The following is a 12,837-nucleotide window of genomic DNA, read 5'->3' on the forward strand; positions in this document are numbered from 1 at the left end:
GCGAGCGAGCTTGCTCGCGCTGGGCTGCGTAGCGGCCCCAAAAATCTGACAATCATTGCCAATTTTTGTGAGTGCTACGCACTCAAGCGGGAGCAAGCTCCCTCGCCACAGGTTTCTCTGATTCAAACTCTCTTACAGCATTACGCTCCTTGAGCGGCGTTTTTGTTTGTGCGTCATTTGTCGGGCTTGTTGAGGACGAGATCAAGATTGTTCCTTTTGCCCCGGGTCAGTCGCAATCACCCCGTTGCTCCGCCACCAACAGCAACGATTGCGGCACAGGGCTTTGCGGGTGCTGCGGCTCCTGCAGGCCGGCCAGCCGAAAACCGGCCATGTCCAGCGCATTGAGCCAACTGGACAATGTTCGGAAGTACCACGGCATGGGTTGCCACTGCCCTTTGAACCCAGTGAAGGTTTCTTCCCGCCAACCATCCTGATAATCGCCCGCCGCCGCGGTCCACGGATGTAGCGTCTGGATCACCAGCGCGCCGCCAGGGGCGAGCAGGGCGTTCATGGCGGCGAGCAGGGGGATGATGTCCTGGTGCAGCAGGGCGAAATTGGCGCAGATCAGGTCGTAGTTGTTGCCGATGTCCACCTTCGCCTCCACCAACTCTTCATAGCTCGCCAAATACACCCGCGAAGAGCCCGCCGCCCGTGCTGCCTCGACCAGCGTCGCATCACCATCCACACCGACCGCCGTGATGGCCCGTTCAGCCAGCGCCCGCAACAGCCAGCCCTCGCCGCAGCCCAGGTCAAGCACACGCTCGGGTTGGCGGCCTAGTACCGCCAGCAGGATTGCCTGGTCGGTGACCTTGAGGCGGCTTTCGATGGTGCCGGTGCGGATCGCCTGGATCCAGGACTGGGCGTTGTGGTGCCAGCTCTGGAGGAGGGTGGATTCGGGGGCAGGCATTTCGATGTCCGGAGTTGTTGGATGGATGAAAGGATAGGACAAATGCGGGTGTAAAAAATAAGGTCTGAGCAGTAGCGCTCCCAATGGTCATGAGCTTGCTCTAGCGGGCTGCTGATTCATTCGGGACGGATCAGTGAATTGCGATGCATCGATTCGCATAGCAAAGTGCTAAAAAGCGGCGGGTATCCGGGCTTTTTTAGATGTTTTTTCTATAGGTGGGGCGAGGATTATCGTCTCACACGTGCGTTTTGGCGCAAGCAACCGCTCGATGGCGCCACTCACCATGTTTTCCAGCAGATTATCGCGCTCTCGTTCATCCAGCGAATAGTGCGTCAGCCAACTGGGCGCGCTGTTGAGCAAGGTGGCAATGGCGTGACCGACGGCCATCCGGCACGGTTCACTGAGTCGGGGTCGGACGCCAAGCATCAGCAGCAACTTGCGTTCGTACTGCTCGCGCAGTTGCCGGATCCGTTCCTGTTGCTCTTCATTCAGGCAACCGCTGTCACGCTCCACCAGACGAAAATGCCAAGGCATTTCCTGATGCAGATTCAGGTGCGCGCTGATCAATTGGTTGAGTCTGTCGCGTTTTGCCGGGGCCGTTTGTTCGATGCGCCCCAGGGTGGCTAGCAGCTCTTCGTAGAACTCCTCGATCAGGTCGAGCAGCAAGTGCTGCTTGCTGGGGTAATGGTGATACAGCGAGCCCGTGGCGAGCCCCAGGGAGGTCGCGAGCTCACGCATGCCGACCTGACCGAAACCCTTGCTGGCAAAGAGCTCCAGCACCTTGTCCCGGTGTTCGGCGAAGCGTGAGCAACGCTCAGGCATAGGCATGGAAGCCACGCCCCGTTTTGCGTCCCAGGTAACCGGCGGCGACCATTTCCTTAAGCAGTGGAGCGGGGCGGTATTTGCTGTCGTTGAAGCCGTCGTAGAAGGCCTCAAGGATTGCCAGCACGGTGTCCAGGCCGATCAGGTCCGCCAACGCCAGCGGGCCGATCGGCTGGTTGCAGCCCAGGCGCATGCCGGCGTCGATGTCTTCGGCGCTGGCCAGGCCTTCCTGAAACACCAGGATCGCTTCATTGATCATCGGCACCAGAATCCGGTTGACCACGAAACCCGGACGGTTGCCGGCGGTGATTGCGGTTTTGCCGAGTGCGGTCGCCATGTCCAGCGCCAGGGCGTGGGTGGCATCGCTGGTTTGCAGGCCGCGAATCACTTCAATCAGGCCCATTACCGGCACCGGGTTAAAGAAATGCAAACCGATGAAGCGCTCAGGCTGACTGACGCTGGCAGCCAGTTGGGTAATGGACAGCGACGACGTGTTCGAGGCAATCACACAGTCGGCGCTGACCTGCGCGGCGATTTGTTGCAGCACGCGCAGTTTCAGGTCGAGGTTTTCGGTGGCGGCTTCGATCACCATTTGCACGTTTTGCAGGCTGTTGTAATCGGTACTGGTGCGAATCTTGTCGAGGGCAGCGAGCTTTTGCTCATGCGTCAGCGTGTTTTTGGCGATCTGCCGATCGAGGTTTTTATCGACGGTCGCGATTGCCTTTTGCAAGGCACTCTCGCAGATGTCGATCAAAGTCACGTGGAGGCCGGCCAGGGCGCAGACTTGCGCGATGCCATTGCCCATGGTGCCGGCGCCGATGACGCCAATGTTCTGAAGATTCATGCGCATGTCCTTATCAAACCCGCTCAAACAACACAGCGATGCCTTGGCCGCCGCCGATGCACATGGTCGCCAGGGCATAACGGCCTTGGCAGCGATGCAGTTCGTGAATGGCTTTGGTGGCGATGATCGCGCCAGTGGCGCCCACTGGATGGCCCAGCGAGATGCCCGAACCGTTGGGGTTGACCTTTTGCGGATCGAAGCCCAGCTCTTGCGCTACGGCACAGGCCTGGGCGGCAAACGCTTCGTTGGACTCGATCACATCAAGGTCGGCAACGGTCAGACCGGCACGCTTGAGCACCAGGCGGGTGGCGGGAATCGGTCCCAGCCCCATCATTGAAGGTTCAACGCCTGCGTGGGCATAACCCACCAATCGGGCCATGGGCTTGAGGCCTTGTTCCTGGACGACTTGCCCGGTGGCCATGATCAGTGCGCCGGCACCATCATTGAGGCCGGACGCGTTGCCGGCGGTGACGCTACCGTCCTTTTTGAAGGCGGGTTTCATGCGGCTCAATTGCTCGGCATTGACCTCGGCCCGCACATGCTCATCCGTCGCAAACGTAACCGTCCCTTTGCGGGTTTCAATTTCGATCGGCACGATCTGCCCCGCAAAACGCCCTTCGGCAATCGCCCGGGCAGCACGCTGCTGGCTGAGCAGCGCCAATTCATCCTGGGCCTGACGCGTAATGCCATAGTGCTCGGCGATATTTTCAGCGGTGATACCCATGTGGAAACCGGCAAACGGGTCTTGCAGTACCCCAAGCATGTAGTCGATGGCCTGCATGTCGCCCATGCGTGCGCCCCAGCGCGCTTGCGGCAACAGGTACGCGCCTCGGCTCATGGATTCGACGCCGCCTGCCAGCGCAGCGCCCGCATCCCCCAGCATCAAACTTTGCGCGGCACTGACAATCGCCTGCAAACCCGAACCGCACAGGCGGTTGACGTTGAAGGCGGGCGTCTCTTTCGTCAGGCCGGCATTGATCGCTACGGCGCGGGAGATATAGGCATCACGCGCCTCGGTCGGGATCACATGGCCCATTACCGCATGGCCGATGTGCTCGGGCGCCAGGCCTGAACGTTCGATGGCGGCGCGGCAAACGTCGGTTGCCAACTGAATAGGCGGCACATCCTTGAGTGAACCGCCAAAACTGCCGATGGCAGAACGAACGGCGCTCACTACAAAAATATCGGAATGGTTCATGTTGGCTCTCTGAATAGGTCTTTTTTGTTGGCACGAGTCTAGAATCAGCAGCGCCACTGGCCTATGCCAAAACTGTTCAAGGGTGATGGCGTTTTTTGCCATATTCAGATGTAACGAGAGAGGCATTCAAATGCGGGAAACGGATTCGGTGGCGGTTTACTTCATGTACCCCATGATCCATGCACTACGTGAAGAACCGCAGCGTCTGCGGTCAGTGCTTGAACAAGTGGGAATTGATCCGGCACTGATGGACCAGCCGACGGCACGGGTGCCGGCCACGGCTTTCGCCGCGTTGTGGCTGGTGCAGATTCGTGAGTTGAACGACGAATTTTTCCAGTTGGACTCCCACGGTATGCCACCGGGCAGTTTTGCCTTGATCTGTCGGGCATTGATTCAGGAGCCAACGCTGGAAAAAGCCATGCGCCAGTGCCTGGCCAATTTCGCCCTGTTCCTGCGTGATTTTCGTGGCACGTTGAGTGTGCGTGGCAAGCGTGCGGTCATCAGCTTGCAGACCCGTTCGCAGAACAGCGAGGTCAGCCGGCTGGGCGAAGAAACATTTCTGGTGTTGATGATCAGTCTGCTGTGCTGGTTGGCCGGGCGGCGCATTCCTATCGATCGTGCGGACTTTCGCCATCAGCGTTTGTCGCTGCGTGATGATGCCTTGCTCTGGGGCCCCAATCTGACCTTTGGCACCGAACGCACCGAAATCGAATTCGCCAGTCACTACCTGCGACTGCCGGTGGTTCAAGACCTTGCCTCGCTGAAAGTGTTTTTGCGCACCGCGCCGCAATGGCTGGTGATCCGCTTCCGCAACCAGCATGGGCTGGCGTCGCAGGTTCATCAGCGCCTGCGCCACAGCCATTACAGCGAGTGGCCGACCTTGCAGGCCTTCGCCCTGGAGCAGCACCTGAGCCCCAGTACCTTTCGCCGCAAACTGGGGCGTGAAGGCTGTTCCTATCAGGAAATCAAGGATGAAGTGCGGCGCGCGGTGGCGTTTGAACGGTTGCGCCAGAGCAAGGCGAGCATCAGTGATATTGCCGAACAGTTGGGATTTCAGGAGCCGAGTGCGTTTCATCGGGCGTTCAAGAAGTGGACGGGGGAAAGCCCGGGGCGGTATCGGGTGCGGTATCAGGCATCGGAGGCGATTGATTGATGAATTGCGGGCCTGGCATCCTCTTGCGCATTCGCAGGCGGTGGGCCGGTCTGGCTAATCGGCGAACAGGTTGATGGGGCGACGAAGTACGGCCTGTCGGTGCCGACTATCGGATTGCCATCAGCGAAGGAAGGCGCACGACGAAGGACGCGTTTGCCTGGCAATCATCCGCTATTTGGCCAGTAACCTGCCCCCAAACCTCTCTCCAGCCCGCAATAAGGGCGACAGCACGTTATAGAGCATCCTGGCTTCGTCACAGATCGCTTGCGCCCTTCACCGCCGGGTCGTGGGGAGGAGGCACTCCGGCCGATTGCTACACACAGTCGTTCGGCATGATCTAAGCTCCAGAAGATGGTTTTTACGAGCAGGGGTTTCAATGCGAAGCACACCTGAAAACAGCCTGAAGAATGCGTTGAAAGCCTGTAGAGATAGCTTTATTTCTGTTGGTTTTTTCAGCTTCTTCATCAACGCGCTCATGCTCGTGCCTACCTTCTATATGCTTCAGGTGTATGGGCGAGTGATGGCCAGCGGAAGTCTGACAACCCTGGCAATGCTGACGCTGATCATGACCGGGCTGATCATCACGCTCGGCTCCCTGGAATGGATCCGTTCGCGCATCATGGTTCGGGTCAGTACCCGGCTGGATGTGTTGCTGAGTCGCCAGGTCTATAAGGCCAGTTTCAAACGGGCTCTGGACAGTGGCGGGATGGATGCCTCGGCCCAGTCGCTCAATGACTTGACGGGTTTGAGACAGTTTCTCTCCGGTAATGGTTTGTTCGCCTTTTTCGATGCGCCCTGGTTGCCTATCTACATCGCCGTGATGTTCATGTTTCACCCTTGGTTTGGCTGGGTAGCGACGGGCAGTGCGCTGCTGTTGTTATTGCTCGCGTTTATCAATGAGAGGCTGACGGGGCCAACTCTGGCTCAGGCGAACAAGGAACATATCGGCGCGACGCTCTACACCACGAAAAATCTGCGCAACGCTGAAGTCATCGAGTCCATGGGCATGCTTGAAACCCTGATGGATCGTTGGGGGCATCGGCAAAGAAATGTTCTGTTGCTACAGGCCCAGGCCAGCGATAGAGGTGCCATCGTCAGCACGCTGTCCAGGACGTTCCGGATCCTGGTGCAATCATTGATTCTGGGGCTGGGGGCGTACCTGGCCGTGGATCATCAAGTAGGGGCAGGCCTGGTGTTTGCCGGGGCCGTGCTACTAGGGCGTGCATTGGCCCCCATCGATCTGATCATCGGCAGTTGGAGGGGCTTTATTGCGGCCCGCTCGCAATACGGCCGTCTCAACGACATCCTCGACAAACAACAGGCTCAGCCCGAGCGTATGTCATTGCCTGCGCCTCAGGGGCACGTGCAGGTAGAGAATCTGGTGGTTGCGGCACCTGGTTCGAGAACCCCGATCATCAACAACATGAGTTTCAGCGTACCTGCCGGCTGCGTTGTCGGCATCATCGGTCCCAGTGCTGCGGGCAAATCGACCCTGGCCAGGGCATTGATGGGGGTATGGGCACCGCTGCATGGCGTGGTCCGGCTCGATGGCGCGGACATCAGCGCGTGGGATAAAGATGAACTTGGACCGTATATAGGTTACTTGCCCCAGGACATTGAGCTGTTCGAAGGCAGCATCAGCGAGAACATTGCCCGCTTCGCCGAGGTCGACTCGGTAAAAGTCATTCAGGCTGCCAGGACCGCTGGCGTTCACGAAATGATTTTGCAGTTGCCCGATGGCTACGACACCGTCATTGGCAGTGAGGGCCTCACGCTGTCGGGAGGGCAGCGCCAGCGCATCGGACTGGCCCGCGCCCTGTATGGCAGCCCGCGCCTGATTATTCTCGACGAGCCCAACTCCAATCTTGACGAAGTCGGCGATCGCGCCCTGGTGGCAGCCATCCAGCAGATCAAGCAGAGCGGCGCGACCCTGTTTGTCATTACCCACCGAACCAACATCGTGTCGCAACTGGACCGGCTCATGGTGATGAACGCAGGGGCTATCAGTCTTTATGGGCCACGCGAGCAAGTACTCGCCGAACTCGCGCAGAAACAGCAGGCACAAAAGCACGCCATGTCGGCAGGCGCCACCATGGCTTCGGTCAAAACCAGCAAGGGCGATGCTGATGAACCCTACGATGCCCAGTCGTCAAATTGAAAGCTTCGCCGGCCTGCCGATATCTGATCGTAAAGCACGCCGCCTGGGCATTGGTATTGTCGGGGTGACCTTCGGCCTGTTCGGCACCTGGGCGGCGCTTGCGCCCCTGGACGGTGCCGCTTACGCGCCGGGGGTGGTCACCGTGCAGACTTACCGCAAAACGGTCCAGCATCCTGAAGGCGGCATCGTCAAAGCGGTACTGGTCCATGACGGAGACATCGTCAAGCGTGGTGATCCGCTGATCATTCTTGATGATGCCCAGTTGCGCTTCGAATACGAGATGAGCCGAGGCCAGTTGGTCGCGACCAGAGCCATGGAGGCAAGACTCAGGGCTGAGCGCGACACACTGTCGGCGATCAGCTTTGGCGAGATAGCCGATCCAGACAGTCTGCGAGGCGTGGAGGCGCGCCAGGGCGAGACCCAGGTATTCAACGCCCGGCAGGGCTCGCGGCTGGGTCAGATCTCGGTGTTGCGCGAGCGCATTGGCCAGTTGAGTCAACAGATCAAGGGACTGGAATCGATGATTGCTGCCAAGGTTCATCTGGAGAAATCCTACAGCGGTGAAATCGTTGAATTGACCGACCTGCTCAAGCAAGGGTTCGTGGACAAACAACGTCTGCTCGATCAGGAACGCAAGTTGGGGATGCTCAGGTCGGAGGTGGCTGATCACCGGTCCGCTATTAACAAGACTCGTCTGCAGATCAACGAAACACAGCTGCAGATTCTGCAAATCGACAAGGATTTCAGTACCGAGGTGGTCAAGGAGCTGGCCGAGGTTCAGACCCGGATGTACGACCTGCAAGAGAAAACCTCGTCCCTGGAGGACCGGCTCAGTCGTATTGTCATCCGCGCACCCGACGCGGGCATGGTGATTGGCATGACAGTGCACACCATTGGTGGTGTCGTGAGCCCGGCAACGCCGCTGCTGGATATCGTCCCATCGGTTTCCGAGCTGGTCATAGAGGCCCAGGTGGCGCCGGTGGATATTGATCGTGTTGCCATCGGCAAGCGTGCCGATATCCGTTTCGGCGCGTTCAATAGCTCGACCACGCCGGTGATCGAAGGCGAGGTCAGCAGCGTATCGGCTGACCGGCTGGTCAACGAAAAGGCCGGGACGGCCTATTACCTGGCGCGGGTCCGGGTAACCGAGGAGGGCGTGCGCACCTTGGGTGAGCGCAAGTTGTTGCCGGGGATGCCGGCGGACGTATTGATCATCACCGGGCAACGCACGTTGTTGCAGTACTTGATGCAGCCGGCTCGCGATGCCATGGCTCAATCGATGATCGAGGAATAACCATGAGCGCGTCGGCAGTTTTGCTGGGCGGTGTGTTCATGCTTGCAGCGGGTGCCGCCCTGGCGCAAACCACTGCAGCCACGCCGACCGGGGTCAGCGCCTCGACGTTTTCCACCGACCTCATGCAATTGTACCGTGAGTCACGGCTGGAAGATCCGCGGGTATTGGCCTCCTATGCGCAAGCGCAGGCGGGTAAGGAGCATCAGCGCGAGGCTATGGGTGCGCTGTTCCCGCAGGTATCGCTCAACGCCGGGACGAATCGGATTCATCAGGAGAGCGACCTGGTGGAGCAAAGCTACGATAGCGAAAACTACAGCCTGGTGCTGCGTCAGTACCTCTACAACAAGACTGCGTGGGAGAACTACCAAAAATTCAAAAGCCTGGCCAAGCAATCCGAATCGCAAGCGCTGGATGCCCAGGCCGAGGCCACAGTGGACTTGGCGCAGCGTTACTTCGCCGCGTTGGCGGCCGAAGATGAACTGGAGTTGGTGAGGGCGGAGCGTCGAACCACGCAAAAGAGTCTGGACCGAGTCAATGCGTTGTACGAAAAACAGCTGGCAATGATTACTGATCAGCTCGACCTCAAGGCCCGGGTAGATTTGCTGGCGGCGCAGGAACTGGATGCCCAGAACCAGGCGAGTATCAGTCGCGAGGCACTGGCGGAGATCGTCGGCCGGCCGGTCAAGGAGAAGCTCAACCGGATTCGCGATGACGTGCAACTGCGGGTTTCAGCGCAGAGTCTGGAATCCTGGGTGCGCGAGGGTATAGCGCTAAACCCGGCGCTCAAGGCCAACGAGAGCGGTGTGGAAGCCGCGGGCGCAGCCTTGCGCAGCGGCAAGGGCGGGCACTATCCGACCCTGAGCCTTACGCTGAGCGCGCAGCAGACCAACGAGGGCTACAACAATGCCCTGGCGCCACGCACCGACAGTTATGTCGCCGGTATTGGCGTGCAGGTGCCGCTGTACAGCGGGGGCTCGACCTCGGCGCGGGTCCGTGGGCTCTACCAGGATCAGATTACCGCCGAGCAGGAACTGGAAGCGATCCGGCGCCGGGTGGTCAAGGAGATCACCAGCGCTTACCTGACCGCCAATTCGAGCGGAGAAAAGATCAGTGCGAGCCGAAACGCCCTGGCCTCGGCACAGCTGTCCAGAGTGGCGGCAGAGAAAGCCCTCGATTACGGAATGGTCAATGCCGTCGATGTACTGACCACCGTACGCAACGAATTCCGGGCGCGTCGTGACCTGCTCAAAACGCAGTATGAGTTCGTCACTAATGTCCTTACCCTCAATCGCTGGGCGGGAAAGCCGCCTGCCGAGGGTGTCGAAAGCGTTAATGCCTGGTTGAGTCCCGGCAGCTCCAGCCAAAACCTCACATCCCACTGACGCCAATTTGAGCCATAACCCCCAGCAGTTCAGGTGGTGGTTGCCGTGGCGTTGTCGCAAAAAACTCGAGCACCGCAGTCATGCGGTAACCCGCACGCACCGCAAGGAAAAAAACCGCGGCGAGACCCAGACAGGGAGCATTTCCATGGCTCGGCAAGGCGAGTTTCGCCGATAAATTGACGTCAGAGTTTATTCTGCGTTTTCCTTTACACCACTCGTCGGTTAATTGACGATTTTGATCGGAATCAGGTTTGGTTGCCGCTCGCCGGGGGCGGGCCTAACACCTTGATTTCTTTGGGGGAGAACACCCTTGGGGACATCGGCCGGGCTACCCGCATGAGGCTTGAGTCGACGACTGGCGGATGGGCGGGCTGGCAGCGCGCTGGGCTGGCCTAGACTCAGTTCAGCGGCTCGAGGGAGCACATCAATCATGCGCAAGCTATTGATGATTATTCCTATTTATGTTGCCTCGATGGCTTTGCCCGGCTTTTGGAAACGTCCGTGACTCCTGCCGGTGAAGCCAGTGGAAGTGTCCCCCAGGGATAAAATAGCCGGGTGGGCACCATTAGGCCTGTCGGCGCTCGCATCTGTCCTTCGATCACGGTGGTCAGGTGAGGGAGCTGCTGATCATGTAGGCCAAGGGAGGGAGGTTAGAGTTAATTCTTCAAGGGAGTCAGGAAAGTAATGACGACCCACAGAAAACCAATACGCGTGATGCTGATCGATTGTCGTCCCCTCGTTCTCATGGGCCTTCAAGATTTGATCAATGCCAGGAAGCCTCAGATGGAAGTGAGCGGCCAGGCCACCACCTATACCAATGCGCTGGATCTTGCCGATCAGTTGCGTCCCAATGTAATTTTTTTCAGTTTCTTTCCAGATGCGCTGAACCCACTGGAGGTCGTGGCGGGACTCACCCGCAACGCTGAAATGAAAGTGCTGGTGCTCAAGGGACTGTACGAAGCCGTCCCCGTTGCCCAGGCAATAGAAGCGGGTGCACGGGGTATCGTGCTGGCGGAAGATCCGACGGAATCGATCATCCAGGCCATCATCACGGTCCACCACCGCGACACCGGACAGGATAGGGCCTGGGCCGGTGGGCTTTCCGGCTATTCCGCGGCCGGGAATATTCACTTGAAATGCAATCTGGAGCAGGCAAAACAGGCGCGGCTGACGCTGCGCGAGAGGGAACTGATTCGCGCCATTGTGGGGGATCCGTCTGCCAAATACATGAGCATCGCCGGGCGCTTGGGCATTAGTGAACACACCGTGCACAACCACCTCAGCAACATTTATCAAAAGCTTAATCTGATCAACCGTATCGATTTGCTGATGTATGCGCTGAAGCACGGGCTAACCAACAACGAAAAGCCACCCGAGTCCACGTGGGTGGAGCTGGATTTGGTTTCACGTCAAAACAGTCAAAACAAGAGGTTCTGACACCCGTTGGCGCGCCTGAGCCGTTACTGTGTCGCCGTCCTTGTCGGTAGCCTGCCGCAGGGTGCCCAGGTTGATGCGATCGTGCTGGAGCTGCACAAAACAATGCGAGGGTGGCTTGCGCCACCCTCGCATCTTTTTACGCGCGTTTCTCAGACGCTGCCAAAGACAATGTCGCTAGTCAGAAGATCGACCCCGACCAAGGTGATGGTCGTTGTTTGTCCGCCCGTTTCGGCAACCGTCACGATGCTGTCTGCGCCGGTATTGTCGATCGACTGGACAACCGCGCTCTGGTCGCCGTTGAGCACCAAGGCGTCTCGCAGGTTTGCGTTCGCATCGAAGCCGGTGACCTGATACAGGTTCTCATCGACTGACAAATCGATGTTGAAGGCATCACGCTCTCCGCCCGTACCCACCAGCGTGAAGTCGAAGGTGGCATTTTCCAAGTCGTTGGCGAACAGGTTGGCGTCGAACGTACTCGTCGCCGAGTCCCCATCCTTGTCTGTCAGCGTCGCGTTGAACGTCAGCTGGACATCGCTGGCCAGGCTCTCGCTCTCCTGAGTGAACTGGATCGTCGGGATCTTGATCTCGCCTCGGGCCATCGTGAGCTGAACAGCGTCGATCAGATTCGTGCCATCGCTCTCAATGAGGAAGGATACCTGTCCGCCTGCCTCCGGAGTCAGGGTGTTCACTTCGATGAGGTTCGAGAACGTGCCGTCCTCGTAGTAGGCCCTGTAGTACAGGTCCTCGGTTGCCGTGTTGTAACCTCCCACGGAATTGTCGATGAAGACCCTCATGCTTGTCAGCAGGCTTTCCGGATTGACGACGAAACTTTCGTCATCAACGCCGATGGCGGCCAGGTTGTCTCCCTGGAACAGGTTATTGGCGACGCCGATGCCGGCCGTGCTGACGTTCATGGCCGACGGGTCGATGTACGAGGGCAGGGGGTCGGTTTGTAGCGTGGTTTCGGTGGGATCGGGTTCTCCGAGCCCGATACCGGTCAGGATGTCCGCAGTCGACGCAAGTGCCTTCGCGGAAAAGAACACAACCTCCTCGGATGGCGAAGGAATAGTCGGCGGATCCTGCTCTGGAATTAACAATGTGCGCACTGGATCCGGACCGCCGGCACCCAGTGCGCCGTCGGCAGTGCTGAGCACGATCTCTGAACTGAAGCCTTGCACCAGATCCAGTGCATAGCGGCCATCGGCATAGGCGGTCAGCGTGTAGTCGACGCTGGTATCCGCTGTAGCGGCGTTGTTGTCGAAATCACCAGTTAACGTCCCGGCGAACTGGTACGCGCCATTGCCGTCCGGTGAGGGCGACTGCTCGGTGAGCGTGGCGGTCCCGGTGGTGGTCGTATTGTCTGGTCTGACGAGGGTGAACTGGCTATTCACCGAGATATCCAGACCAGCCGCACCCAGCCCGTCGGCGCCCGCCGAATGGTCCCAGAAGCCGAATTGCGGCAGCACGCTACCGGTGCCGATCAGGTTGCCGAATGCAAGTGATGGGCCGTCGTCCTTGAATATCAGGTTTTGCCCGATGTTGAGGGTCGCCTGGGCACTGTCACCGTCCTTGTCGGTGATGGTGGCCGTCAGGGTCACCAGATCGTCCGAGCTCAGGCTCGTCGCATCATCGGGATCGGTGG

10 protein-coding genes are annotated in these 12,837 nt (G+C 58.9%); 5 read left to right on the plus strand and 5 right to left on the minus strand.

Going from position 1 to position 12,837, the window contains the following annotated elements; all coding sequences use genetic code 11:
- Positions 1-226: 226 nt before the first annotated feature.
- From PMI18_RS02370 to PMI18_RS02355, 4 genes are all read right to left on the minus strand, one after another.
- Positions 227-907, minus strand: a complete 681-nt coding sequence (locus PMI18_RS02370; RefSeq protein ID WP_007906976.1) for a class I SAM-dependent methyltransferase — start codon at positions 905-907, stop codon at positions 227-229.
- Positions 908-1,075: 168 nt separating this feature from the next.
- A complete protein-coding gene (locus PMI18_RS02365) occupies positions 1,076-1,735 on the minus strand; it encodes a TetR/AcrR family transcriptional regulator (protein ID WP_007906978.1) in 660 nt (219 codons plus the stop codon).
- On the minus strand, positions 1,722-2,573 hold the full coding sequence (locus tag PMI18_RS02360; protein WP_007906979.1) for a 3-hydroxybutyryl-CoA dehydrogenase: 852 nt from the start codon (positions 2,571-2,573) through the stop codon (positions 1,722-1,724). Before PMI18_RS02360 ends, PMI18_RS02365 begins: the two co-directional genes overlap by 14 nt.
- Before the next feature lie 13 nt (positions 2,574-2,586).
- On the minus strand, positions 2,587-3,771 hold the full coding sequence (locus PMI18_RS02355) for an acetyl-CoA C-acyltransferase family protein (protein WP_007906981.1): 1,185 nt from the start codon (positions 3,769-3,771) through the stop codon (positions 2,587-2,589).
- A 130-nt stretch (positions 3,772-3,901) separates the two neighbouring features.
- On the opposite strand from PMI18_RS02355, the gene PMI18_RS02350 reads away from it, so the two are divergent.
- From PMI18_RS02350 to PMI18_RS02330, 5 genes are all read left to right on the plus strand, one after another.
- Positions 3,902-4,924 (plus strand): AraC family transcriptional regulator, encoded by a 1,023-nt coding sequence (locus PMI18_RS02350; RefSeq protein ID WP_007906983.1) that lies wholly within the window; start codon positions 3,902-3,904, stop codon positions 4,922-4,924.
- A 376-nt stretch (positions 4,925-5,300) separates the two neighbouring features.
- Complete coding sequence (locus PMI18_RS02345; RefSeq protein WP_007906984.1) at positions 5,301-7,082, plus strand: type I secretion system permease/ATPase; 1,782 nt, start codon at positions 5,301-5,303, stop codon at positions 7,080-7,082.
- A complete protein-coding gene (locus PMI18_RS02340) occupies positions 7,063-8,376 on the plus strand; it encodes an HlyD family type I secretion periplasmic adaptor subunit (protein ID WP_033036892.1) in 1,314 nt (437 codons plus the stop codon). Before PMI18_RS02345 ends, PMI18_RS02340 begins: the two co-directional genes overlap by 20 nt.
- A gap of 2 nt (positions 8,377-8,378) precedes the next feature.
- On the plus strand, positions 8,379-9,758 hold the full coding sequence (locus PMI18_RS02335; protein ID WP_007906986.1) for a TolC family outer membrane protein: 1,380 nt from the start codon (positions 8,379-8,381) through the stop codon (positions 9,756-9,758).
- A gap of 684 nt (positions 9,759-10,442) precedes the next feature.
- A complete protein-coding gene (locus PMI18_RS02330; protein ID WP_033036893.1) occupies positions 10,443-11,195 on the plus strand; it encodes a response regulator transcription factor in 753 nt (250 codons plus the stop codon).
- 149 nt (positions 11,196-11,344) lie between these two features.
- On the opposite strand, the gene PMI18_RS02325 is transcribed toward PMI18_RS02330, so the two are convergent.
- Positions 11,345-12,837, minus strand: a 1,493-nt coding sequence (locus PMI18_RS02325) for a DUF5801 repeats-in-toxin domain-containing protein (RefSeq protein WP_007906990.1), incomplete at its 5' end; no start/stop codon positions are given.

The organism is Pseudomonas sp. GM102 (genome assembly GCF_000282555.1).
GTDB lineage: Bacteria > Pseudomonadota > Gammaproteobacteria > Pseudomonadales > Pseudomonadaceae > Aquipseudomonas.